The organism is Lelliottia sp. GFLA7 (genome assembly GCF_056490165.1).
The window spans coordinates 368,503-392,294 of the sequence record NZ_JBWLAQ010000003.1; the positions used below are offsets into that span (position 1 = coordinate 368,503).

Annotated in this window: 23 protein-coding genes and 1 other annotated feature; of the genes, 17 read left to right on the forward strand and 6 right to left on the reverse strand. The window is 54.0% G+C overall.

The features are described from left to right. Positions 1-79: 79 nt before the first annotated feature. Entirely contained in the window at positions 80-979 is a 900-nt protein-coding gene (locus tag AC07RN_RS12080; RefSeq protein WP_235134698.1) for a LysR family transcriptional regulator, read from the forward strand. Between the two features lie 319 nt (positions 980-1,298). On the opposite strand, the gene ettA is transcribed toward AC07RN_RS12080, so the two are convergent. Then, the gene (ettA, locus tag AC07RN_RS12085) at positions 1,299-2,966 is read right to left on the reverse strand and encodes an energy-dependent translational throttle protein EttA (protein WP_012015962.1); all 1,668 of its coding nucleotides are present in this window, start codon (positions 2,964-2,966) and stop codon (positions 1,299-1,301) included. Between the two features lie 227 nt (positions 2,967-3,193). Here ettA and sltY point away from each other — a divergent pair, with 227 nt between their 5' ends. Further along, positions 3,194-5,131, forward strand: coding sequence for a murein transglycosylase (gene sltY / locus AC07RN_RS12090; protein ID WP_012015963.1), 1,938 nt, complete (start codon positions 3,194-3,196; stop codon positions 5,129-5,131). 62 nt (positions 5,132-5,193) lie between these two features. After that, positions 5,194-5,523, forward strand: a complete 330-nt coding sequence (trpR, locus tag AC07RN_RS12095; RefSeq protein ID WP_478336464.1) for a trp operon repressor — start codon at positions 5,194-5,196, stop codon at positions 5,521-5,523. On the opposite strand, the gene yjjX is transcribed toward trpR, so the two are convergent. Next, entirely contained in the window at positions 5,514-6,029 is a 516-nt protein-coding gene (gene yjjX, locus AC07RN_RS12100; protein WP_478336465.1) for an inosine/xanthosine triphosphatase, read from the reverse strand. The genes trpR and yjjX overlap by 10 nt on opposite strands. Before the next feature lie 49 nt (positions 6,030-6,078). Between yjjX and gpmB the strand changes: the two genes are divergently transcribed. Next, the gene (gpmB, locus tag AC07RN_RS12105; protein WP_012015966.1) at positions 6,079-6,726 is read left to right on the forward strand and encodes a 2,3-diphosphoglycerate-dependent phosphoglycerate mutase GpmB; all 648 of its coding nucleotides are present in this window, start codon (positions 6,079-6,081) and stop codon (positions 6,724-6,726) included. Here the strand turns inward: gpmB and robA are convergent. Continuing rightward, entirely contained in the window at positions 6,723-7,592 is an 870-nt protein-coding gene (robA, locus tag AC07RN_RS12110; protein WP_012015967.1) for an MDR efflux pump AcrAB transcriptional activator RobA, read from the reverse strand. The two genes, gpmB and robA, sit on opposite strands and share 4 nt — an antisense overlap. A gap of 211 nt (positions 7,593-7,803) precedes the next feature. Between robA and creA the strand changes: the two genes are divergently transcribed. The 4 genes from creA to creD are packed head-to-tail and all read left to right on the forward strand — an operon-like array spanning position 7,804 to position 11,827. Beyond that, positions 7,804-8,274, forward strand: a complete 471-nt coding sequence (creA, locus tag AC07RN_RS12115; protein ID WP_012015968.1) for a protein CreA — start codon at positions 7,804-7,806, stop codon at positions 8,272-8,274. Between the two features lie 14 nt (positions 8,275-8,288). Beyond that, on the forward strand, positions 8,289-8,978 hold the full coding sequence (gene creB, locus AC07RN_RS12120) for a two-component system response regulator CreB (protein WP_407436942.1): 690 nt from the start codon (positions 8,289-8,291) through the stop codon (positions 8,976-8,978). Then, positions 8,978-10,402: a two-component system sensor histidine kinase CreC gene (gene creC, locus AC07RN_RS12125; RefSeq protein WP_478336466.1), complete on the forward strand. Its 1,425-nt coding sequence runs from the start codon at positions 8,978-8,980 to the stop codon at positions 10,400-10,402. The genes creB and creC overlap by 1 nt, the downstream gene beginning before the upstream one ends. Positions 10,403-10,459: 57 nt before the next feature. Further along, positions 10,460-11,827, forward strand: a complete 1,368-nt coding sequence (creD, locus tag AC07RN_RS12130; protein ID WP_478336467.1) for a cell envelope integrity protein CreD — start codon at positions 10,460-10,462, stop codon at positions 11,825-11,827. Positions 11,828-11,872: 45 nt separating this feature from the next. Here the strand turns inward: creD and arcA are convergent, their stop codons facing one another. Continuing rightward, positions 11,873-12,589, reverse strand: a complete 717-nt coding sequence (arcA, locus tag AC07RN_RS12135) for a two-component system response regulator ArcA (protein WP_006174002.1) — start codon at positions 12,587-12,589, stop codon at positions 11,873-11,875. Between the two features lie 95 nt (positions 12,590-12,684). Here arcA and yjjY point away from each other — a divergent pair, with 95 nt between their 5' ends. The 7 genes from yjjY to AC07RN_RS12170 all read left to right on the forward strand — a co-directional run bounded on the left by yjjY (position 12,685) and on the right by AC07RN_RS12170 (position 19,466). Next, complete coding sequence (yjjY, locus tag AC07RN_RS12140; protein WP_042998021.1) at positions 12,685-12,825, forward strand: YjjY family protein; 141 nt, start codon at positions 12,685-12,687, stop codon at positions 12,823-12,825. A 399-nt stretch (positions 12,826-13,224) separates the two neighbouring features. Further along, the gene (locus AC07RN_RS12145; protein WP_478336468.1) at positions 13,225-13,911 is read left to right on the forward strand and encodes a tRNA/rRNA methyltransferase; all 687 of its coding nucleotides are present in this window, start codon (positions 13,225-13,227) and stop codon (positions 13,909-13,911) included. 210 nt (positions 13,912-14,121) lie between these two features. Continuing rightward, positions 14,122-14,190: a thr operon leader peptide gene (gene thrL, locus AC07RN_RS12150; RefSeq protein WP_107704209.1), complete on the forward strand. Its 69-nt coding sequence runs from the start codon at positions 14,122-14,124 to the stop codon at positions 14,188-14,190. Further along, positions 14,129-14,247: a sequence feature (Thr leader region), on the forward strand. (Overlaps the previous gene by 62 nt.) 25 nt (positions 14,248-14,272) lie before the next feature. Next, positions 14,273-16,735 (forward strand): bifunctional aspartate kinase/homoserine dehydrogenase I, encoded by a 2,463-nt coding sequence (gene thrA / locus AC07RN_RS12155; RefSeq protein WP_478336469.1) that lies wholly within the window; start codon positions 14,273-14,275, stop codon positions 16,733-16,735. Position 16,736: 1 nt separating this feature from the next. Then, on the forward strand, positions 16,737-17,666 hold the full coding sequence (thrB, locus tag AC07RN_RS12160; protein WP_012015974.1) for a homoserine kinase: 930 nt from the start codon (positions 16,737-16,739) through the stop codon (positions 17,664-17,666). A gap of 3 nt (positions 17,667-17,669) precedes the next feature. Beyond that, complete coding sequence (thrC, locus tag AC07RN_RS12165; protein ID WP_478336470.1) at positions 17,670-18,956, forward strand: threonine synthase; 1,287 nt, start codon at positions 17,670-17,672, stop codon at positions 18,954-18,956. 213 nt (positions 18,957-19,169) lie between these two features. Next, positions 19,170-19,466 carry a DUF2502 domain-containing protein gene (locus AC07RN_RS12170; protein ID WP_449554735.1) on the forward strand — a complete coding sequence of 99 codons (297 nt, stop codon included), beginning with the start codon at positions 19,170-19,172 and terminating at the stop codon, positions 19,464-19,466. Positions 19,467-19,562: 96 nt separating this feature from the next. Here AC07RN_RS12170 and yaaA read toward each other — a convergent pair whose 3' ends face one another. Then, a complete protein-coding gene (gene yaaA, locus AC07RN_RS12175; RefSeq protein WP_478336471.1) occupies positions 19,563-20,336 on the reverse strand; it encodes a peroxide stress protein YaaA in 774 nt (257 codons plus the stop codon). Positions 20,337-20,402: 66 nt separating this feature from the next. After that, the gene (locus AC07RN_RS12180; RefSeq protein WP_478336472.1) at positions 20,403-21,833 is read right to left on the reverse strand and encodes an alanine/glycine:cation symporter family protein; all 1,431 of its coding nucleotides are present in this window, start codon (positions 21,831-21,833) and stop codon (positions 20,403-20,405) included. A gap of 262 nt (positions 21,834-22,095) precedes the next feature. On the opposite strand from AC07RN_RS12180, the gene tal reads away from it, so the two are divergent. Beyond that, positions 22,096-23,049: a transaldolase gene (gene tal / locus AC07RN_RS12185; RefSeq protein WP_133631746.1), complete on the forward strand. Its 954-nt coding sequence runs from the start codon at positions 22,096-22,098 to the stop codon at positions 23,047-23,049. A 111-nt stretch (positions 23,050-23,160) separates the two neighbouring features. Next, complete coding sequence (gene mog / locus AC07RN_RS12190) at positions 23,161-23,748, forward strand: molybdopterin adenylyltransferase (RefSeq protein WP_041689271.1); 588 nt, start codon at positions 23,161-23,163, stop codon at positions 23,746-23,748. The last annotated feature ends 44 nt before the right edge of the window (positions 23,749-23,792 follow it).

A 23,792-nucleotide genomic window follows, 5' to 3' on the forward strand; every position in this document is an offset into this window, starting at 1 on the left:
TTGAGGCTAGTCTATTCAGCCGCCAGACGCGTGATAAGATGGACAATCAAGAACGAAGTGTTCGCTCAGGATGAACAGTATGTTTAAACAGCTTCAGGATATGGCCCTGTTTGCGCTGGTGGCAGAGATGGGCAGCTTTACTGCCGCCGCGCGTAAAGCGGGTTTACCGAAGTCCAGCGTGAGCCAGCGCGTGAGCCAACTTGAGCAGCAGGTGGGTATCCGGCTGCTCAATCGCACCACCCGCAAGCTAAACCTGACGTTTGCGGGCGAGCACTATCTGGTGCATTGCCGCGAGATGCTGGCGGCGAGCGAACGCGCGGAATACGCCATTCAACGCCTGCGTGATAATCCCAGCGGGCGGCTGCGCATTACCTGTCCTGCGGGGATTGGAGCAACGCTGCTGGCGCATCTGAACGCTGATTTTCAGCGCCGTTATCCTGATGTGTCGCTTGATGTCTGTATTTCTGACGATTTGCTTGATCTGGTGGAATCCGGTTTTGACGTGGCTCTTCGCACCGGTAAGCCGCAAGACTCGTCATTGATTGGCCGCATGATTGGTCACTGCCCGCGCTATATGCTCGCGTCACCCGACTATCTGGCACGCTGTGAGCCGCTGGAACACCCGCGCCAGCTCGTTGAGCATCGTTGCATCACGCACAAAGCCTGGCCTGAGTGGCTGCTGCGCCGCGAAAGCGAAGACTATCGCCATCTGCCGGATAATGCGCACATCAGCGATAACCTGGTGTATGCCCGAGAAAGTGCCATCGCGGGGGCAGGGATTACGCTGTTACCGGCATTTTTGCTGGAGGATAAACTCGAGAATGGCGCGCTGGTGCAGGTGTTACCGGAGTGGAACGTCGAGGGCAATGAGCTGTGGCTGGCGTATCCAAGCCGTAAGCTGAACTCTCCCGCGCTGATGAGCTATGTGGATTTTGCGCTGCAGTACGATGAGGTGAAACGGTTTTATGTGAGTGGGTAGTTCTAGCTCTGTGCGGTCTGATGCCCTCACCCCGGCCCTCTCCCACAGGGAGAGGGAGAAAACACTAAAAAGGCAACTGAGGTTGCCTTTTGCTTTTACCTTTCCTCACCCCGGTACTTTCCCACAGGGAGAGGGAGAAAATACTAAAAAGGCAACTGAGGTTGCCTTTTGCTTTTACCTTGCCTCACCCCGGTACTTTCCCACAGGGAGAGGGAGGCAACTGAGGTTGCCTTTTGCTTTTACCTTGCCTCACCCCGGCACTGTCCTACAGGGAGAGGGCGAAAAACTAAAAACGGCAACCGAGGTTGCCGTTTTGTTTTTACTTGGAGATACGCTTGTACTTGATGCGCTTCGGCTCCAGCGCGTCTGCGCCCAGCGTGCGTTTCTTGTACTCTTCGTATTCAGTGAAGTTACCTTCGAAGAACTCCACTTTACCTTCATCCTGATAATCCAGAATGTGGGTCGCCACGCGGTCAAGGAACCAACGGTCATGCGAGATAACCATTGCACAGCCTGGGAACTCCAGCATGGCGTTTTCCAGCGCGCGCAGGGTTTCGATGTCCAGGTCGTTGGTTGGTTCATCGAGCAGCAACACGTTACCGCCAACCTGCAGCAGCTTCGCCAGATGCAGACGACCACGCTCACCACCGGACAGTTCGCCAACGCGTTTACCCTGATCAACACCTTTGAAGTTGAAGCGGCCAACGTAGGCGCGGCTTGGCATCTCAGTGTTTCCGATACGCATGATATCTTGCCCGCCGGACACTTCTTCCCAAACGGTTTTGCTGTTATCCATTGAATCACGGAACTGATCAACAGAGGCCAGTTTCACGGTCTCGCCAAGCGTAATCGTGCCGCTGTCAGGCTGTTCCTGACCGGACATCATGCGGAACAGCGTTGATTTACCCGCGCCGTTCGGGCCGATGATCCCGACAATCGCGCCTTTTGGCACGGAGAAGCTCAGGTCGTCAATCAGCAGGCGATCGCCGTAGGATTTACGCAGATTGTTCACTTCAACGACTTTATCGCCCAGACGTGCTCCTGGTGGGATAAACAGTTCGTTGGTTTCGTTACGTTTCTGGTATTCGGAACTGTTCAGTTCTTCAAAGCGAGCCAGACGGGCTTTGCCCTTAGACTGACGGCCTTTCGCGCCCTGACGAACCCACTCCAGCTCTTTCTCAATCGACTTACGACGAGCCGCTTCCTGAGAAGCTTCCTGCGCCAGGCGCTGATCTTTCTGCTCCAGCCAGGAGGAGTAGTTGCCTTCCCACGGAATACCTTCGCCGCGGTCAAGTTCCAGAATCCAACCCGCAACGTTATCGAGGAAGTAACGGTCGTGGGTGATGGCCACCACGGTGCCTTCGAAGTCGTGCAGGAAGCGCTCAAGCCACGCCACGGATTCAGCATCCAGGTGGTTCGTTGGTTCGTCGAGCAGCAGCATGTCTGGCTTTTCCAGCAGCAGACGGCACAGTGCGACGCGGCGGCGTTCACCACCGGAGAGTTTTTCAACTTTCGCGTCCCAGTCCGGCAGACGCAGGGCATCGGCCGCACGCTCCAGCTGTACGTTCAGGTTGTGACCGTCGTGCGCCTGGATAATTTCTTCAAATTTACCCTGTTGCGCCGCCAGCTTGTCGAAATCAGCGTCCGGCTCAGCGTACTTCGCGTACACCTCATCCAGACCTTTCAGCGCGTTAACCACTTCAGAAACGGCTTCTTCGATGGATTCACGTACTGTGTGTTCCGGGTTCAGCTTTGGTTCCTGTGGCAGGTAACCGATTTTGAGACCAGGCTGTGGGCGAGCTTCACCTTCGATATCGGTATCGATGCCCGCCATGATGCGCAGCAGGGTGGACTTACCGGCACCGTTGAGACCCAGAACACCGATTTTTGCGCCCGGGAAGAAGCTCAGCGAGATATTTTTCAGAATATGACGTTTCGGCGGAACGACTTTGCCGACACGATGCATGGTATAAACGAATTGAGCCACGTGGACTTCGCCTCTTTTATAGTAGAGAAAATAGAATTCAGCTGCGAAGTGTAGCCTTTTTCAGTGGCTAATCCCAGCCAGGAACTTCGGGAGTGTTAAAACGCGCAAGAAAGGTAAAAAAGTGTCCGCAGCGTGGCGCGTTGTGGTACTCCTGGTTAGCATAAGTGAATGACATTTTTGACGTGGCACGACGCTACAACTGAAATCAACAATATGAAGGAGAGCTTGTGGAAAAAGCCAAACAGGTGGTCTGGCGTCTGCTGGCTGCCAGCGTGTGCGTGCTGACGATAAGCAACGCCGCGCGAGCTGATTCACTGGATGAACAACGTAACCGCTATGCACAAATCAAGCAGGCGTGGGACAGTAAACAGATGGATACCGTGCAGGCCTTGATGCCCACGCTGAAAGATTATCCTCTGTACCCGTATCTTGAATATCGTCAAATCACTGACGATCTGATGAACCAGCCGACGGTCACCGTCGCGAATTTTATTCAGGCAAACCCAACGCTGCCGCCCGCCCGCACGCTGCAATCACGTTTTGTGAACGAGCTGGCGCGACGTGAGGACTGGCGTGGTTTGCTGGCGTTCAGCCCGGACAAACCGGGAACGACTGAAGCGCAGTGTAATTACTACTATGCCAAGTGGAATACCGGACAAGCCGAAGAAGCGTGGAACGGCGCGAAAGAGCTGTGGCTGTCGGGTAAGAGTCAGCCGAATGCCTGTGATTCACTGTTCGGCGCGTGGCGTGCGTCCGGTAAACAAGATCCGCTGGCCTATCTTGAGCGCATCCGTCTGGCGATGAAAGCGGGCAATACGCGCCTGGTGACGACACTCGCGGGGCAAATGCCGTCCGACTATCAAACGATTTCTACCGCCGTGATCCAGTTGGCGAACGATCCTAACTCGGTGATGACGTTTGCCCGTTCAACCGGCGCGACCGATTTTACCCGCCAGATGGCTGCTGTGGCCTTTAGTAGCGTTGCACGCAATGACGTTGAAAATGCCCGGTTGATGATTCCGCAACTGGTGCAGGTGCAGCAGCTGAATGACGATCAAACCCAGGAGCTGCGCGATATTGTGGCGTGGCGTTTGATGGGGACGGACGTCACCGATGAGCAAGCGCGCTGGCGTGACGACGCGATTATGCGTTCCAATTCCACTTCGCTGGTGGAGCGCCGGGTGCGTATGGCGCTGGGCACGGGCGATCGTCGTGGCTTAAATACCTGGCTATCACGTCTGCCGATGGATGCGAAAGAGAAAGACGAATGGCGCTACTGGCAGGCTGATTTGCTGATGGAGCGTGGCCGCGAAGGTGAAGCGAAAGAGATCCTGCATTCGCTGATGTTGCAGCGCGGTTTCTACCCGATGGCTGCGGCGCAGCGTCTGGGCGAAGAGTACCAGCTTAAAATCGACAAAGCGCCGGCGAACGCCAGCCCGGCGCTGGTTCAAGGGCCGGAAATGGCGCGCGTGCGCGAGCTGATGTACTGGAATATGGATAATACCGCGCGCAGCGAATGGGCCAATCTGGTCACCAGCCGCACGACGGATGAAAAGGCCCAGCTTGCACGTTATGCCTTTGATAATCGTTGGTGGGATCTGAGCGTGCAGGCGACGATCGCCGGTAAGCTATGGGATCATCTTGAAGAGCGTTTCCCGCTGGCCTACAAAGATCTGTTCGATCGCTATACCAGCGGAAAAGACATTCCGAAGAGTTATGCGATGGCGATTGCCCGTCAAGAGAGCGCCTGGAACCCGAAAGTGCGCTCACCGGTGGGGGCCAGCGGCCTGATGCAAATCATGCCCGGCACCGCGACGCATACGGTGAAGATGTTTAACATTCCAGGTTACAGCAGCCCTTCGCAGCTGTTGGATCCGGACACCAACATCAATATCGGCACCAGCTATTTGCAGTACGTTTATCAGCAGTTTGGTGAGAACCGCATCTTCGCATCGGCGGCGTATAACGCCGGGCCTGGACGCGTGCGCACCTGGCTGGGGAACAGTGCCGGACGCATTGACGCCGTGGCGTTTGTCGAGAGTATTCCGTTCTCTGAAACGCGTGGCTATGTGAAAAATGTAATGGCGTATGATGCGTACTACCGCTACTTCATGGGGCAGAAAGATACCCTGATGAGCGATGCGGAGTGGGAGCGACGTTACTGATTGGCGTGGGTTGTGTTATGCTGTACTCGTCAAAGAGTACAATGGAAAAACGGCGGCATAACATGACCCAGAATTCCCCTTATTCATCGGCGATGGCCGAACAGCGCAATCAGGAGTGGCTTCGCTTTGTGGAGCTGCTTCGCCAGTCCTATAAACACGATCTGCATTTACCCCTGATGCAGCTGATGCTCACGCCTGATGAACGCGAAGCATTGGGCACGCGGGTGCGCATTATTGAAGAATTACTGCGGGGCGAGATGAGCCAGCGCGAGTTGAAAACCGAGCTGGGCGCGGGCATCGCAACGATTACCCGCGGGTCGAACAGCCTAAAGTCCGCACCGGTTGAACTGCGTCAGTGGCTGGAGTCAGTCCTGTTAGGCGTTCAGCGATAAATCGCGTTGTGAAACGGGCTTAACGCCAGAATAACGGCCTGATGGTAGACGCTTGAGCGCGTCAGTGCGCCTGCGGTAAACACGCCGATGGCTCCTTCTTTGCGGCCAATTTCGTCGATGCCAGTGTACTGTGACATCACCGGGCCGAGGGCTTCACCTGCTCGTACTTTTTCCAGAATGATGGCGGGCAGCGGCAACGTGGCGGAACGCGCTTCTCCGCGCTGCTCGCGGTTTTCAATCACCACCCAGCTAAACGTCGCGCCGTCGTCAATTCCCGCTTCTATCGCCACCCAAAAATCGGCATCAGAGCGCAGCGCTTTTGCGTTGAGTACGCGATTTCGTGCGCCAGCCCGCGTTTCCTCACTGCCAAACGGCTGTTCAGGGACACCACTCTCGACGGCGACAGCCTCGATATGGCAGGATTCTTCGCCGAAGATCTCCTCAAATGCCCTTAGAATTGCCTGAATTTTGGCAGGATTGGTGGTAGCGGAGACAACCTGGTGCATAATTAAGCTCAGTTTAAAAAAATTCATCGCAGTATAACGGAAAAATAGCATGTTACAGGTTTACCTTGTTCGCCACGGTGAAACGCAGTGGAACGCCGAGCGACGTATTCAAGGGCAGTCAGACAGTCCTCTCACCGCGAAAGGTGAGCAACAAGCGCGGCAAGTGGCGGAACGTGCCAGAACGTTAGGCATCACGCACATCATTGCCAGCGATCTCGGTCGTACCCAGCAAACGGCACGTATTATTGCCGATGCCTGTGGCTGCGACATCATCCTCGATCCGCGTCTGCGCGAACTCGACATGGGCGTGCTGGAAAAACGCCATGTGGACTCTTTAACTGACGAGGAGGAGGGCTGGCGTCGTACGCTGGTGAACGGAACGGAAGATGGCCGCATTCCTGATGGTGAGTCCATGCAGGAGCTGAGCGTGCGTGTGCAGGCGGCTCTGGCGGATTGCCTGAAGTTGCCAGAAGGCAGTCGTCCGCTGCTGGTGAGCCACGGCATTGCGCTGGGTTGTCTGGTGAGTACGATTCTTGGATTGCCCGCCTATGCGGAGCGCCGTTTGCGTCTGCGTAACTGCTCTATTTCCCGCATCGACTATCAGGAAAGCCCATGGCTGGCGTCTGGTTGGGTCGTGGAAATGGCAGGGGACATCTCGCATCTGGACGCCCCTGCACTGGATGAGCTACAGCGCTAGCGGCGAATCGGAACCAGGTATTCCATACGCAGATCGATTGGGCGTTCTTCCGGCTTCACATCGCTGGTCGGATAGTAACGCTCAATGTCCTGACCTTTACGGCGGTTCAGATTCAGCATTGGCATGCAGGTTCCGTAAACGGTCAGGATGAATTCCTGAACGCCCGTGCCCAGCCCTTCATAGGTGAACATCACGTAGTCACCGCCTTCAAGCACCACCGGTTTCGATCCCTGAACATAGCCATTGGCCATTTCTGGGGTGAGTGCGGTGGTGTAAAACACTTCCTGTTCGTCGTCTTTTTCCTGGCTTGGATGCGTCTGGTTCAGACCATACAGCAGCGGCGGAATGGCCGGCGCGTGGCTCAGGAAATCGCGCCAGAACTGCACACGCATTTGATGACGGAATTCGGAAATCTGCTCAAGCGAACAGGTGTAACTTTGTGTTGTGCCGATCAGGTGCGTTTCGGGCAGCGTGACAAACTCATGTTTCGGCATGGCGAATTCACCCAGACGCAGCGGCGGACGCATACCGAACGAGCTCCAGTCGGGCGAGCGGCGATAAAGCGCAGGCGTCAACGAGAACTGTTTTTTAAAGGCGCGGGTGAATGTTTGTTGCGAGTCGAAACGGTATTGCAGGGCAATATCCAGAATCGGACGTGCCGTCAGGCGCAGGGCGACGGCAGATTTTGACAGTCGACGCGCACGAATATAGGCACCGATAGCATGACCGGTGACATCTTTGAACATCCTTTGCAGATGCCACTTGGAATAGCCTGCTTTAGCCGCCACATTATCCAGTGACAATGGCTGGTCAAGATGACCTTCCAGCCAGGTAAGCAGATCGCGAATAATTCCAGCCTGATCCATATACTATCCTCATCCTTAAAACAGCAGGTGCCTGATAACAGGGTAGCGGATAATAGCATTTTTTGATGTTTTAGCATTCGGTGTTTTTTTTGCGCATTCATGCTTTTTGCCGCACATTATCGGGATGAATTTTTTAATCCTGTGATCTTGCTAGGTTTTTATCTGGATTATTGAATAATCGCTAAATGCAATTTTAAAAAATGGTAACAATATGAAATACAAGACATTGATCTTCACCGCTCTGATGGTATTGGTCGGGCGTACCGCGTTTGCAGAAGAAGTGGGCTCCGTTGACACCGTATTTAAAGTCTTTGGTCCGGACCACAAAATTGTCGTCGAAGCGTTTGACGATCCCGACGTCAAGAACGTCACGTGCTACATCAGTCGCGCTAAAACGGGCGGCATTAAAGGTGGGCTTGGCCTGGCTGAAGATACGGCTGATGCGGCGATCTCTTGCCAGCAGGTGGGGCCGGTGGAGTTGAGCGACAAAATCAAAAACGGTAAAGCGCAGGGTGACGTCGTGTTCCAGAAACGCACCTCGCTGGTGTTTAAAAAACTCCAGGTCGTGCGTTTTTACGATGCGAAGCGCAACACGTTAGCCTATCTGGCGTACTCGGATAAAGTGGTCGAAGGCTCGCCGAAAAATGCGCTGAGCGCAGTACCGATTATGCCGTGGCGTTAATGCAGGGAATGACGATGCAGCAACCGTTGATTTGGCTGGTAGAAGATGAGATCAGCATTGCCGAGACGCTCATTTACATGCTTTCGCAGGAAGGATTCGCCGTGAAAGCCTTTGAGCGTGGGCTTCCTGCGCTGGATGAGGCGCGGCGGCAGGCTCCGGCTCTGGCTATTCTCGACGTGGGGCTGCCGGATATCAGCGGTTTTGAGCTGTGCCGTCAGCTCCTGGCGCAGCATCCGTCGCTGCCGGTGCTGTTTCTCACGGCACGAAGTGATGAAGTGGATAAACTGCTTGGTCTGGAAATGGGGGCGGATGACTACGTCGCTAAGCCCTTTTCTCCCCGCGAAGTCTGCGCGCGTGTCAGAACCATTTTACGACGGATGCAAAAGTCTGCTGCGCCTTCTGACATTGTCCGCATTGGTCAATTCGAGCTGAACGAGCCTGCGGCACACATCAGCTGGTGCGGGCACGCTTTGCCGCTCACACGGTATGAATTTTTACTGCTGAAAACCCTGCTGAACGCGCCTGGCCGCGTATTTTCTCGTCAGCAGTTGATGGACAAAGTCTGGGGCGATGAGGGCGACAGTTTTGATCGCACGGTCGATACCCATATCAAAACCCTGCGTGCCAAGCTGCGCGCCATTAATGCTGATCTTTCGCCGATCAGCACTCACCGCGGAATGGGCTACAGCCTGGGATTGTACTGATGCGCATCGGTATGCGGTTGTTATTGGGCTATTTCCTGATTGTGGCGATTGCCGCGTGGTTTGTGCTGTCGATATTTGTCCAGGAAGTGAAGCCTGGCGTGCGCAGGGCTACGGAAGGGACGCTGATTGATACCGCTACTCTGCTGGCAGAAGTGGGACGTGACGATTTGCTGTCAGGCGCTGCGCAAAATGGCCGATTGGCCCAGGCGTTCTCGCAGCTTCATTTGCGTCCGTTTCGCGCCAACATTGGCGGCATCCATAAAGTGCGCAACGAATATCATGTGTACATGACGGATGCGCAGGGCAGGGTGGTGTTCGATTCGGCCGGTAAAGCGCTCGGCGAAGATTATTCGCGCTGGAACGATGTGTGGAAAACGTTGCGTGGCGACTATGGCGCGCGTAGCACACAAATTAACCCTGACGATCCGCAAAGCACCGTGATGTATGTCGCCGCGCCTATTATTGACCACGGAAAGATTATTGGCGTGTTATCGGTAGGCAAACCCAATAGCGCCATGGCACCGGTTATCCATCGCAGTGAGCGCCGGATTTTATGGGCTGGCGCGGCGCTACTGGGTATCGCCCTGCTGATTGGGCTGGTGGTGGCGTGGTGGATTAATCGCTCAATCAGTTCACTGTCGCGCTATGCCGATTCGGTGACGACGGATACCCCTCTGCCGCTGCCCGATTCGGGAAGTAGCGAACTGCGCAAACTGGCGCAGGCGCTGGAAAATATGCGCATTCGCCTCGAAGGCAAAAATTATATCGAACACTACGTCCACGCGTTGACCCACGAGCTGAAAAGCCCGCTGGCGGCCATTCGCGGTTCGGCTGAGATTCTGGCGGAACAGCCGCCGCCGCAGGTTGCCGCGCGGTTTGTCGATAATATTCTGGTGCAAAACGCACGCATGCAGTCGTTGGTTGAGAAACTCCTTGAGCAGGCGCGGCTGGAAAATCGCGTGGAGATCACGCCTGATAGCGTGAATATCGACGCCCTGTTTACACGTTTGAGCACGGCGCGCGCGGCGTTACTCGCTGTCAAAAATATTACCCTGACCTCGAAAAATTCCTTAACGGCAGTCGAAGGCGATGAGGATTTACTCGAGCAGGCACTGGGTAATCTGCTGGATAATGCCCTCGATTTTACGCCCGAAGGGGGAAGCATCGAGCTTGCTGCCCGAGAGGTGCACAAAAAAGTGCAGCTCAGCGTAACCGATAGCGGCAGCGGCATTCCTGAGTACGCACATACCCGCATTTTTGAGCGCTTTTATTCGCTCCCGCGTGAAAATGGGCTGAAAAGCAGCGGGCTGGGGCTGGCCTTTGTCCAGGAAGTCGCCCGTCTGCACCATGGCGATATCCAGCTTCGCAACCGCAAAGAAGGCGGCGTTGAGGCGCTACTGACACTTCACCGTCCCTTCACATAACTTCAAACTGAACGCACATAGCCCCGTTACGCTCCTTTCATCACAAAGGAGAAGGTCATGAAAAAATCCCCCCTGTTCTGGAAAGTCAGCACCCTGATTGGGTGCATCCTGCTGTTGTTAGTGCCGTTGTTGATGGTGAGTAACCTGATTTCGGAGCGCGCCAGCTATCGTGACGACGTGGAAGACACGCTACGACAAAGCACCAGCGGGCCGCAGCAGCTCACCGGGCCACTTATCGCCATTCCGGTCACCGAGATCTACTACAAAATTGAGGATAAAAAAGAGGTCGAACATAAGCGCAGCTATCTGCATTTTGTGCTGCCGGAATCATTGGTTATCGACGGCAATCAGCAGGTGCAATCCAGGAGCATCGGTATCTATGACGGACAAATCTGGACCACCGATCTCACGCTAAAAGCGCAGTTTAGCACTGAAAAATTAACGCGTTTAAAAGGCGAAACGATCACCCTTGGGCAGCCGTTTGTTGCGGTCGGCGTGGGCGACGCGCGGGGGATCGGCGCGGTAAGCATCTCGAAAATCAACGGCGAAGCGCTGACTGTTGAACCCGGTTCTGGTGTTTCGGGCGAATTGCAAGGCATTCATATTCCGCTGAATGAAAATCTGCTGGCGATGAAAACCCTGACGCTGGACATGTCGCTGAGCCTCAACGGGACGGGCAGTTTTTCCGTCGTGCCTGTCGGGCGTAACAGCGAGCTAACCTTACGCAGCAACTGGCCGCATCCGGGTTTTATGGGCGATTACTTACCGGTTCAGCGTGAGATTAGCGCGTCGGGTTTCCAGGCAAGCTGGAAAAGCAGTTGGTTTGCTAACAATCTCGAAAGCCTGTTTGGCAATCAAGAGCAGCCCGAGTGGCGACACGTTCCCGCCTTTAGCGTGACCGTGGCGACGCCTGCCGATCAGTATCAACTGACTGACCGCGCCATCAAATATGCCGTTTTGCTGATCGCGCTGACGTTTATGGCGTTCTTTGTCTACGAGACATTAACCCATCTTCGTCTGCACCCGATGCAGTACCTGCTGGTTGGACTGTCTCTGGTCCTGTTTTATCTGGTCTTGCTGGCGCTGTCAGAGCACGTTGGATTTACGTCCGCCTGGATTATCGCAAGCCTGGTCGGCGCGATGATGAACGGGGTGTATTTGCAGGCGGTGCTTAAAGGCTGGAAGCGCAGTGCAGTGTTTATCCTGGCACTGTTAGGGCTTGATGCGGTGATGTGGTTCTTGCTGCGCTCGGAAGACAGTGCGCTGCTGTTGGGGTCGGCCGTGCTGGCAATCGCATTGTTTGCGGTGATGTATCTCACGCGTCACTTTGACTGGTATTCGCTGTCGCAGTCAAAACGTAGCGACCCGCCAGATGGTGACTCGTCGAATAATACGGATGACGATGCTTTACGGATCTGGAAATAAAAAAACGGCGCGTAAAGCGCCGTTTTTAATGCCTTGAATGCGGGATTATTCCTGCAGGTCGCCGCAGAAACGGTAACCTTCGCCATGAATCGTGGCGATGATTTCTGGCGTATCCGGCGTAGATTCGAAATGTTTACGAATACGACGGATCGTCACATCAACAGTACGGTCGTGTGGCTTCAGCTCACGGCCGGTCATTTTTTTCAGCAGTTCTGCGCGGGACTGAATCTTGCCCGGATTTTCGCAGAAGTGCAGCATGGCGCGGAATTCACTGCGCGGTAGCTTATACTGTTCACCGTTCGGGCTAACCAGCGAACGACTGTTAATATCAAGTTCCCAGCCGTTGAATTTGTAGCTGTCGACGCTACGACGCTCTTCGCTCACCGTACCCAGATTCATGGTGCGGGACAGCAGGTTGCGTGCACGAATCGTCAACTCACGTGGGTTGAACGGTTTGGTGATGTAGTCATCAGCGCCGATTTCCAGGCCGAGGATTTTATCCACTTCATTGTCACGGCCTGTCAGGAACATTAACGCCACATTCGCCTGTTCACGCAGTTCGCGCGCCAGAAGAAGGCCGTTTTTACCTGGCAGATTGATGTCCATGATGACCAGATTGATATCATTTTCAGACAGGATCTGATGCATCTCTGCGCCATCGGTCGCTTCAAAGACATCGTAGCCTTCTGCTTCGAAAATGCTCTTTAACGTGTTGCGTGTTACCAACTCGTCTTCAACGATAAGAATGTGCGGGGTCTGCATGTTTGCTACCTAAATTGCCAACTAAATCGAAACAGGAAGTACAAAAGTCCCTGACCTGCCTGATGCATGTCGCAAATTAACATGACCGGCGTAACGTGACTAAAGTACGTAATTGCGTTCTTGATGCACTTTCCATCAACGTCAACAACATCATTAGCTTGGTCGTGGGTAGTTTCCCTCTGGACCCGACAGTGTCAAAAACGGCTGTCATCCTAACCATTTTAACAGCAACATAACAGGCTAAGTGACACCGGACACCCAATAAAACTACGCTTCGTTGACATATATCAAGTTCAATTGTAGCACGTTAACAGTTTGATGAAATCATCGTATCCGATTGCTAGCCTTTGTCACAAATTTTCAATAAACCAATTAGTTGCAGGTATTGATTAATAAACAACGCGAATCCAATTCGAAAAAGCTATCAATACAGGTATTATCATTAATAAACATACGGATAAGTAATGTCTGTTAACATTTTTACCAATAATTCACTCACTGAACAGTTTAACGTTTTTAATTTGTAGTGAAACGCTATTTCGGTGATTTGTGTTGCAATTTTGTAAATTCGTGCCGCGTAATATGTTGAGGTGGATCACACTTTCACCCGTTAACTGATTAATAAGAGAACATAAATGCATTTGTCGATAGTGCTGGTTTCCCCAGCAAGAGCAGAAAATATTGGCGCCGCCGCCCGCGCGATGAAGACGATGGGATTCAACGATTTGCGGATCGTGGCGAGTGAAGCTCACCTTGAACCTGCCACGCGCTGGGTAGCGCACGGATCGGGTGAAATTATCGATAATATAACCACTTACGCGACACTCGCCGACGCACTGCATGATATTTCATTCACCGTCGCGACCACCGCTCGCAGCCGGGCGAAATTTCATTACTACGCCACGCCTGCTGAACTGGTGCCGATGCTAACGGAAAAAAGCGAATGGATATCGAAGGCGGCGTTGGTGTTTGGCCGTGAGGATTCGGGCCTCACAAATGAAGAACTGGAGCTCGCCGATGTTCTGACCGGCGTGCCGATGGTCGCGGATTACCCGTCGCTCAATTTGGGCCAGGCGGTTATGGTCTATTGCTATCAATTAGCATCTTTAATGCAAACTGCCGCACCCGCGTCGAGCAGCGTTGATGAAAACCAACTGCGTGCGTTACGTGTTCGTGCAGAAGCCCTGTTGTCGCAACTGAATGTCGCCGACGATCAAAAAATGGTGGAGTGGCTACACCAGCGGTTAGGGCGTCTTGAGCAGCGAGACACCGTCATGCTGCACCGATTGCTTCATGATATTGAAAAAAAATTGGCAGAGTAAAAATCTGACATTTGAATTTAATATGGCTTATGAGTCTGATTATAAGGGTTGTGACTGGTCGTATCTGGATGAAAATAAACGGCAAGCAGCGCGTCAGAGAAGATGCGCAAATTGTGATCAAATTAGAAATTTATTGACTTAGGGTACCGAATCCCTTAACCCTTAGGGATACAGGACAGACAGATAATAACGACAGAGAACACAACATCCATGAATCGCGTTAGCACCACCACCATTACAACAACCATCATCATTACCACAGGTAACGATGCGGGCTGACGCGTAACAGGAAAAACAGAAAAAAGCCCGCACCTAAACAGTGCGGGCTTTTTTTTCGGCTAAAGATTATTGAGGTAATACCATGCGCGTCTTGAAGTTCGGCGGTACATCAGTGGCAAATGCAGAACGTTTTCTGCGTGTTGCCGATATCCTGGAAAGCAACGCCAGGCAGGGGCAGGTCGCAACCGTGCTTTCTGCCCCGGCGAAAATCACCAACCATCTGGTGGCGATGATTGAAAAAACCATCGGTGGTCAGGATGCCCTTCCGAACATCAGCGATGCTGAACGTATTTTTACTGAGCTGCTTCAGGGGCTGGCGGATTTGCAGCCAGGTTTCCCACTCGCACCGTTAAAAGCTTTTGTTGAGCAAGAATTCGCACAGATCAAGCATGTTCTGCACGGTATCAGTCTGCTCGGTCAGTGCCCGGACAGCATCAACGCGGCGTTGATTTGCCGTGGTGAAAAACTCTCTATCGCCATCATGGCGGGCCTTCTGGAAGCCCGCGGTCACAAAGTGGCGGTGATTGATCCGGTCGAAAAACTGCTGGCCGTTGGACATTACCTCGAGTCTACAGTGGACATTGCCGAGTCCACCCGCCGCATTGCCGCCAGCAAAATTCCAGCGGATCACATGATTTTAATGGCAGGCTTTACCGCCGGTAACGAGAAAGGCGAGCTGGTGGTGCTGGGCCGTAACGGTTCTGACTATTCAGCCGCCGTGCTGGCTGCGTGCTTGCGTGCCGATTGTTGCGAGATCTGGACTGACGTCGACGGCGTCTATACCTGCGATCCGCGTCAGGTGCCGGACGCAAGACTGCTGAAATCAATGTCGTATCAGGAAGCGATGGAGCTGTCGTATTTCGGCGCTAAAGTGCTTCATCCTCGTACTATTTCTCCTATCGCTCAATTCCAGATCCCGTGTTTAATCAAAAATACTGGCAACCCGCAGGCACCGGGTACGTTGATTGGCGCCAGCCATGACGAAGATGATTTGCCGGTTAAAGGCATTTCCAACCTGAATAACATGGCGATGTTCAGCGTTTCCGGACCGGGCATGAAAGGCATGGTCGGCATGGCGGCGCGCGTATTTGCGGCGATGTCACGCAACGGTATTTCGGTGGTGCTGATTACCCAGTCCTCTTCCGAATACAGCATCAGCTTCTGCGTGCCGCAGGCGGATTGCATGCGTGCCCGTCGTGCGCTGGAAGAAGAGTTCTATCTGGAACTGAAAGAAGAACTTTTAGAGCCGCTGTCGATTCAGGAACGTCTGGCGATCATTTCCGTCGTGGGCGACGGCATGCGCACCCTGCGCGGGATCTCCGCTAAGTTCTTTGCTGCGCTGGCTCGCGCCAATATCAACATCGTGGCCATTGCGCAGGGCTCTTCCGAGCGCTCTATTTCTGTGGTGGTGAGTAACGACGACGCGACCACGGGCGTGCGCGTTACCCATCAGATGCTGTTCAACACCGATCAGGTCATCGAAGTGTTTGTGATCGGTGTAGGCGGCGTGGGTGGTGCGTTACTGGAACAGGTTAAGCGCCAGCAGGGTTGGCTGAAGAAAAAACATATCGATTTGCGTGTGTGTGGGGTGGCGAACTCAAAAGCGCTGCTGACCAACGTTCACGGGCTGAATCTGGAAAGCTGGCAGGCGGAGTTAGCCGAAGCCAAAGAGCCGTTCAATCTGGGCCGTTTGATCCGTCTGGTGAAAGAGTATCACCTGCTTAACCCAGTAATTGTCGATTGTACTTCTCATCAGGCCGTGGCCGATCAGTACGCTGATTTCCTGCGCGAAGGCTTCCATGTGGTGACGCCGAACAAAAAGGCCAACACCTCGTCGATGGATTATTACCATCAGCTGCGCACCGCAGCCAGCAAATCGCGCCGCAAGTTCTTATACGATACCAACGTGGGTGCGGGTTTACCGGTCATTGAGAACCTGCAAAACCTGCTGAATGCGGGTGATGAACTGCAGCGTTTTTCCGGCATTCTCTCTGGTTCACTGTCGTTTATCTTCGGCAAGCTGGATGAAGGCATGAGCCTGTCAGAAGCGACCACCGCCGCGCGCGAACTCGGCTATACCGAGCCAGATCCGCGTGACGATCTATCCGGCATGGATGTGGCGCGAAAGCTGCTGATCCTCGCCCGTGAAACCGGGCGCGAGCTGGAGCTTTCTGACATCGTTATCGAACCTGTTCTTCCAGCAGGATTTGATGATAGCGGTGACGTCGCAGCATTTATGGGCCGTTTGCCGCAGCTTGACGATGGCTTTGCCGCTCGCGTAGCGAAAGCCCGTGATGAAGGCAAAGTATTGCGCTATGTTGGCAATATTGAAGACGACGGCGTGTGCCGCGTCAAAATTGCTGAAGTGGACGGTAACGATCCGCTATTCAAAGTCAAAAATGGCGAAAATGCCCTCGCGTTTTACAGCCACTATTATCAGCCATTACCGCTTGTGCTTCGCGGTTACGGCGCAGGGAACGATGTCACTGCAGCGGGCGTATTTGCCGATCTGCTCCGTACCCTGTCATGGAAGTTAGGAGTTTAACATGGTCAAAGTTTATGCCCCGGCTTCCAGCGCCAATATGAGCGTCGGATTTGATGTGCTGGGTGCGGCGGTTGCGCCGGTCGACGGTTCGCCGCTGGGCGATACGGTAACGGTTGAAGCCGCCGACAGTTTTAGCCTCAATAATGTGGGCCGTTTCGCCAGCAAGCTGCCGCCAGAGCCGCGCGAAAATATTGTTTATCAGTGCTGGGAGCGCTTTTGTCAGGAAATTGGCAAGAACGTCCCCGTCGCGATGACGCTCGAAAAAAGCATGCCGATTGGTTCCGGTCTCGGTTCAAGCGCCTGTTCCGTGGTCGCCGCGCTGGTCGCGATGAACGAACATTGCGGTAAACCCTTGAACAACAACCGCCTGCTGGCGCTGATGGGCGAGCTGGAAGGGCGTATCTCCGGCAGCATTCATTACGACAACGTCGCACCGTGCTTCCTCGGCGGTATGCAGCTGATGATCGAAGAGAACGGCATTATCAGCCAACAGGTGCCAGGCTTTGACGAGTGGCTGTGGGTGCTGGCCTATCCGGGCATTAAAGTGTCGACCGCCGAAGCGCGCGCGATTTTACCCGCGCAGTACCGGCGTCAGGATTGCATCGCACACGGTCGTCATCTGGCAGGATTCATTCACGCCTGTTATACCCGTCAGCCTGCGTTAGCGGCGAAGCTGATGAAAGACGTCATCGCCGAGCCGTACCGCACCAAACTTCTGCCGGGCTTCACTGAAGCGCGTCAGGCGTCGCTGGATATCGGCGCGCAGGCGTGCGGCATTTCTGGCTCCGGCCCGACGCTGTTCGCGTTATGCGATAAGCCTGACACCGCGCAGCGCGTGGCGGATTGGCTGGCGAAAAACTACCTGCAAAATCAGGAAGGCTTTGTTCATATTTGCCGGCTGGACACGGCAGGCGCACGAGTACTGGGATAATTGATGAAACTCTACAATCTGAAAGATCATAACGAGCAGGTCAGCTTCGCGCAGGCGGTGACTCAGGGCCTGGGCAAAAATCAGGGGTTGTTCTTTCCGCACGACTTGCCGGAATTTAGCCTGACCGAAATCGATGAAATGCTGAAGCAGGATTTTGTCAGCCGCAGCGCCAAAATCGTCTCAGCATTTATTGGCGATGAAATTCCGCAAGCAGAGCTGGAAGAGCGTGTTCGCGCAGCGTTTGCGTTCCCGGCACCGGTAAAATCGGTTGAGCCGGACATTGGCTGTCTGGAACTTTTCCACGGTCCGACGCTGGCGTTTAAAGACTTCGGTGGCCGTTTTATGGCGCAAATGCTGACGCACATCAGCGGTGATAAACCGGTCACTATCCTGACTGCGACATCCGGTGACACCGGCGCGGCAGTGGCTCACGCATTTTACGGTCTGAAAAACGTGCGCGTAGTGATCCTCTATCCGCAGGGCAAAATCAGCCCGCTGCAAGAGAAACTGTTCTGTACGCTGGGCGGCAATATTGAAACCGTGGCTATCGACGGTGATTTTGATGCTTGTCAGGCACTGGTGAAACAGGCCTTTGACGACGAAGAGCTGAAAGTGGCTCTGGGCTTAAACTCCGCCAACTCCATCAACATTAGCCGCCTGCTGGCGCAGATTTGCTACTACTTCGAAGCGGTCGCGCAGCTCCCACAGGAAGCACGTAACCAGTTGGTTGTCTCCGTGCCAAGCGGTAACTTCGGCGACCTGACCGCAGGCCTGCTGGCGAAATCCCTCGGTTTACCGGTGAAGCGTTTTATCGCCGCCACTAACGCCAATGACACGGTTCCCCGTTTCCTGAAAGAGGGCAAATGGACGCCAAACGCGACCAAAGCGACCTTGTCTAACGCGATGGATGTGTCACAGCCGAACAACTGGCCGCGTGTAGAGGAGCTGTTCCGCCGTAAAATCTGGCGTCTGAGCGATCTGGGTTATGCCGCCGTTACCGACGAAACCACCAAAGCGACGATGCGCGAGCTGAAAGCGGTGGGGTACATCTCTGAACCGCATGCGGCGATTGCGTACCGCGCGCTGCGTGACCAGCTCAATCCAGGTGAGTACGGATTGTTCCTTGGCACTGCGCATCCGGCGAAATTTAAAGAGAGCGTGGATGAGATTCTGGGCGAGTCGCTGCCGCTGCCAAAAGAGCTGGCGGATCGCGCCGATTTGCCGCTGCTGTCTCACTCTCTGCCTGCGGAATTTGCCGCGCTGCGTAAGCTGATGATGACCCGCGGATAGTTTTAACGCGCGATGATTTAGGCCGGATGATATCCGGCCTTTTTTATGCCGAAATACGGAGAAAATAAGGAGAGAAAGTGTAGGGAAAAAGCAGAAATTCCCAATAAATGCGCTCACTTAGAGAATAGGATTGCAGAGGATAACAACCCGCATTCACCTCACGTAATCTCCTTCCATCGGCCCGCATAGGGCAAGAATGAGAAGGAGTACCCGATGTCTAAACTGAAACCTGCTTTGCTTGCACTTTCACTGATGCTGGTGGCTCCCACGGTGGTGCAGGCAGCCGAAATCACGTTAGTGCCAGCCGTAAAATTACAGATTGGCGATCGAGACGATCGGGGTCACCACTGGGATGGCGGCCGCTGGCGCGACAACGACTGGTGGAAATCGCATTACGAGTGGCGAGATAACCGCTGGCATCCGCATGACGAACACCGCGATCGTCATGATAACCGCCGCGACAAGCCTCATGACGATCGCGGACACGGCCCGGACTGGAAGCATCGCTGATTTTTCTCGTCCCTTCCCCCAAAGCGGCGAGGGGGAAAAGCGTGCACAAAACAGTCCCCTCTCCCTTTGGGGAGAGGGTTAGGGTGAGGGGCGGAATTACTGCTCGTGTCGCTTAAACACCAGCTCGCCTTTCTCGGACGCGTCGCCGTCAAAGAAATAGCCTTCACTGTTAAATGCGGTGAGTTGCTCAGGTTTTGTCAGACGATTTTCAATGATGTAACGGCTCATCAGCCCGCGCGCTTTTTTGGCGTAGAAGCTGATGACTTTGAATTTGCCCTTTTTCTCGTCGAGGAAGACGGGCTTAATAATCTCCGCATTCAGCTTTTTCGGCTTAACTGATCGATAATATTCATCGGATGCCAGATTGATGACGATGTTGTCACCCTGGGCTTTCAGCGCGTCGTTGAGCTTCTCAGTGATGATATCGCCCCAGAACTGGTACAGATCTTTGCCTTTGGCATTTTCCAGGCGGATGCCCATCTCAAGACGGTACGGCTGCATCAAATCCAGCGGGCGCAGCACGCCGTACAGACCCGATAACATACGCAGATGCTGCTGGGCGAAATCAAAATCGGCCTCGCTGAATTCTTCGGCCTGCAAGCCGGTATACACGTCACCTTTGAACGCGAGGATCGCCTGGCGGGCATTTTTCGGTGTGAAATCCGGCTGCCAGTCGTGAAAACGGGTGGCATTGAGATCGGCGAGTTTGTCGCTGATGCTCATCAACTTGCCAATTTGCAGGGCGGAAAGTTTGCGCGCCTCACGAATTAGCTGTTGCGAATGATCCAGCAGTTCGGGCTGGGTATAGCGCTCGGTGGCGAGCGGGCTCTGGTAATCGAGCGTTTTTGCAGGTGAAATCAGAATCAGCATAACCAGTCCTTGCAGGAAATTTAGGGCGACTTTAGCAAAAAATCCGCCTCAGTTGATCGATGGCTGCTATTGCCGTGGCAAATCATCCCAGGTGCCCGGCGCAATTTGTGACTCGATTTCGGGATAACGAGCCGCATCAAACACCGGTTTCAGACCCAGTTTACGCTGGCGTAAATAGTCGCTGGCGATAAGCGCGACAACCGGGGACAGCAGCAAAATAGCCGTCAGGTTAGTGATCGCCATCAGCGCCATAATCACATCCGCCAGTTGCCAGACCAGCGGCAGGCTCAGCATCGACCCGACCATCACCATTCCAGCGATTCCGACCCGCAGAATCCATAGTGCTTTGCGCGAATCAAAACGCAGAAAAATCAGGTTCGTTTCAGCATAAATATAATTGGCGACAATCGAGCTGAACGAAAACAGGATCACGATAAGCGACACAAAGCCAGCGCCCCAGCTACCCGCAAGATTCACCAGCGCCTGCTGAACGATCTGTATGCCTTCTGGGCTGTTGGTATGCGCGACAGGGCCCGCGAGCAGCACAATCATGGCGCTGGCGGAACAGATAATGATGGTGTCGATGAATACCCCAATCATCTGCACGATACCTTGCGCGGCTGGGTGTGGGGGCCATGAAGCCGCTGCCGCAGCGGCATTCGGTGTGGAACCCATTCCGGCTTCGTTAGAGAACATGCCGCGCTGGAAACCCGCCGTCAGCGCCTGGCTAAGGGTATATCCCAGCGCCCCTGCTGCGGCTTCTCGCCAGCCGAAAGCGGCTTTGAAAATGGTGGCGATCACATCCGGAAGCTGACCAATGTGCATTGCGGTAACGACCAGACTGGTGGTGACCCATAACAGCGCCATCACCGGCACCAGCCACTGCATCAGGCGCGCAACGCCTTTGATGCCCGTCACGATAACCAGCAGGGTCGCGATAGCCAGCATCGCGCCGGTTATCCATTCCGGGAAATCAAACGCGTAGCGCAGGGCATGCGCTACCGAGTTGGCTTGTACCGTGTTGAAAATAAGACCGTAAGCCAAGAGCAGAAAAACAGAAAACAGCACGCCCATCCAGCGCATACCCAGGCCGCGCGACATGTACCAGGCCGGGCCGCCGCGAAACTGACCGTGCCGATCCCGCTCTTTGTAGAGCTGCGCCAGTGAACATTCGGCAAACGACGTCGCCATGCCGATAAGCGCCGTGACCCACATCCAGAACACGGCACCCGGGCCACCTGCGCCAATGGCTAACGCCACACCTGCCAGATTACCGCTACCCACGCGGGCGGCCAGGCTGGTGCAGAGTGCCTGAAAAGAGGTTAATCCATCGGGTTGCGGGCTGACGCTGTTTTTCAGACTTTTGCCAAACTGGCGAATATAGCGAAACTGAATAAATCCGCTGCGTACCGTGAACCATATTCCGGCTCCCAGCAGCAAATAGATCATCACTGAGCCCCACAGGACCTCATTGATAAAGGAAAAGAAATCAGGCATTAACGTCCCTCTTGTTGATGCCAAAGTGAAATTGTAAGCGCTACCATTGAATGAACGGAGTGGTACTTAGCAGGCTGTTAATATTCGGAGTTTATCATACTATCCGTAAGCGCACTGTCTGCGGTTGCGCTGCTATTCCGTCGTGTTATCATCAGGGCAGACCGGTTACATCCCCCTAACAAGTAAACCTGTCATTTTTCCGTTGCTGGCATGCTGTCGGTGGCGTGAATTATCCAGGGCACGTAAAAAGAGAAAGACTATCATGACGGATAAATTGACCTCCCTTCGTCAGTTCACCACTGTCGTAGCTGACACCGGAGATATCGCGGCAATGAAGTTGTACCAGCCGCAGGATGCAACAACCAACCCTTCTCTGATTCTTAACGCTGCACAGATTCCTGAGTACCGCAAACTGATCGACGAAGCTGTCACCTGGGCGAAAGGCCAGAGCAACGATCGTGCGCAGCAGGTTGTGGACGCGACTGACAAACTGGCAGTAAACATCGGTCTGGAAATCCTGAAACTGGTGCCGGGCCGTATTTCTACCGAAGTTGACGCGCGTCTGTCCTACGACACCGAAGCTTCAATCGCCAAAGCTAAACACCTGATCAAACTGTATAACGATGCTGGCATCAGCAACGATCGCATTCTGATCAAACTGGCATCTACCTGGCAGGGCATTCGTGCTGCTGAACAGCTGGAAAAAGAAGGCATCAACTGTAACCTGACGCTACTGTTCTCCTTCGCGCAGGCGCGTGCATGTGCTGAAGCAGGCGTGTTCCTGATTTCTCCGTTTGTGGGCCGTATTCTGGACTGGTACAAAGCCAACACCGATAAGAAAGAGTACGCACCTGCAGAAGATCCAGGCGTGGTTTCTGTGACTGAAATCTACGAATACTACAAGCAGCACGGCTATGAAACCGTCGTTATGGGCGCAAGCTTCCGTAACGTGGGTGAAATCATCGAGCTGGCTGGTTGTGACCGCCTGACTATCGCCCCTGCACTGCTGAAAGAGCTGGCAGAGAGCGAAGGCGCGCTGGAGCGTAAACTGTCCTACACCGGTGAAGTGAAAGCGCGTCCAGAACGCATCACTGAATCCGAGTTCCTGTGGCAGCACAACCAGGATCCAATGGCCGTAGACAAACTGGCGGACGGTATCCGTAAGTTTGCTGTTGACCAGGAAAAACTGGAAAAAATGATCGGCGATCTGCTGTAATCATTCTGCGTGACCGGGCCTCCGGTCACGCGACTTCTTTCCTACCCTGTCTGAATTCCCCCTCTGCGTGTATCATTCCCGTTAATCAGTATTGTTTGAATGGAAATGGCTATGAATACATTACGCATCGGCTTAGTGTCGATTTCTGACCGCGCCTCCAGCGGTATTTACGAAGATAAAGGCATTCCGGCTCTGGAAGCGTGGCTGGCGACGGCGCTCACAACGCCTTTTGAAATCCAGACGCGTTTAATCCCCGACGAGCAGGCGATCATTGAACAGACGCTGTGCGAGCTGGTGGATGAAATGAGCTGCCATCTGGTGCTCACCACCGGCGGAACGGGTCCGGCGCGCCGGGATGTCACCCCAGATGCGACGCTGGCGATTGCCGATCGCGAGATGCCAGGGTTTGGCGAACAGATGCGCCAGATAAGCCTGCACTTCGTGCCGACGGCGATCCTGTCCCGTCAGGTTGGTGTGATTCGCAAACAGGCGTTGATTCTGAATCTGCCAGGCCAGCCGAAGTCGATCAAAGAGACGCTGGAAGGCGTGAAAGGTGAAGATGGCAATGTGGTTGTCGCGGGTATTTTCGCCAGTGTACCGTATTGTATACAGTTGCTTGATGGGCCTTACGTCGAAACCGATCCACAAGTGGTAGCAGCATTTCGGCCTAAAAGCGCAAGGCGCGAAACAATCTCCTGAAATTAACGCATCTATGACATAAGCTACAGCCGGAATAGCGTGGT

What these genes read in the sequence shown, in the direction of transcription:
- AC07RN_RS12080 (WP_235134698.1), top strand. Translation starts at nt 80, where the DNA reads ATGTTTAAACAGCTTCAGGATATGGCCCTGTTTGCGCTGGTGGCAGAG.
- trpR (WP_478336464.1), top strand. Translation starts at nt 5,194, where the DNA reads ATGACCCAGAATTCCCCTTATTCATCGGCGATGGCCGAACAGCGCAAT.
- yjjX (WP_478336465.1), bottom strand. Translation starts at nt 6,029, where the DNA reads ATGCACCAGGTTGTCTCCGCTACCACCAATCCTGCCAAAATTCAGGCA.
- gpmB (WP_012015966.1), top strand. Translation starts at nt 6,079, where the DNA reads ATGTTACAGGTTTACCTTGTTCGCCACGGTGAAACGCAGTGGAACGCC.
- robA (WP_012015967.1), bottom strand. Translation starts at nt 7,592, where the DNA reads ATGGATCAGGCTGGAATTATTCGCGATCTGCTTACCTGGCTGGAAGGT.
- creA (WP_012015968.1), top strand. Translation starts at nt 7,804, where the DNA reads ATGAAATACAAGACATTGATCTTCACCGCTCTGATGGTATTGGTCGGG.
- creB (WP_407436942.1), top strand. Translation starts at nt 8,289, where the DNA reads ATGCAGCAACCGTTGATTTGGCTGGTAGAAGATGAGATCAGCATTGCC.
- creC (WP_478336466.1), top strand. Translation starts at nt 8,978, where the DNA reads ATGCGCATCGGTATGCGGTTGTTATTGGGCTATTTCCTGATTGTGGCG.
- creD (WP_478336467.1), top strand. Translation starts at nt 10,460, where the DNA reads ATGAAAAAATCCCCCCTGTTCTGGAAAGTCAGCACCCTGATTGGGTGC.
- arcA (WP_006174002.1), bottom strand. Translation starts at nt 12,589, where the DNA reads ATGCAGACCCCGCACATTCTTATCGTTGAAGACGAGTTGGTAACACGC.
- AC07RN_RS12145 (WP_478336468.1), top strand. Translation starts at nt 13,225, where the DNA reads ATGCATTTGTCGATAGTGCTGGTTTCCCCAGCAAGAGCAGAAAATATT.
- thrA (WP_478336469.1), top strand. Translation starts at nt 14,273, where the DNA reads ATGCGCGTCTTGAAGTTCGGCGGTACATCAGTGGCAAATGCAGAACGT.
- thrB (WP_012015974.1), top strand. Translation starts at nt 16,737, where the DNA reads ATGGTCAAAGTTTATGCCCCGGCTTCCAGCGCCAATATGAGCGTCGGA.
- thrC (WP_478336470.1), top strand. Translation starts at nt 17,670, where the DNA reads ATGAAACTCTACAATCTGAAAGATCATAACGAGCAGGTCAGCTTCGCG.
- AC07RN_RS12170 (WP_449554735.1), top strand. Translation starts at nt 19,170, where the DNA reads ATGTCTAAACTGAAACCTGCTTTGCTTGCACTTTCACTGATGCTGGTG.
- yaaA (WP_478336471.1), bottom strand. Translation starts at nt 20,336, where the DNA reads ATGCTGATTCTGATTTCACCTGCAAAAACGCTCGATTACCAGAGCCCG.
- AC07RN_RS12180 (WP_478336472.1), bottom strand. Translation starts at nt 21,833, where the DNA reads ATGCCTGATTTCTTTTCCTTTATCAATGAGGTCCTGTGGGGCTCAGTG.
- tal (WP_133631746.1), top strand. Translation starts at nt 22,096, where the DNA reads ATGACGGATAAATTGACCTCCCTTCGTCAGTTCACCACTGTCGTAGCT.
- mog (WP_041689271.1), top strand. Translation starts at nt 23,161, where the DNA reads ATGAATACATTACGCATCGGCTTAGTGTCGATTTCTGACCGCGCCTCC.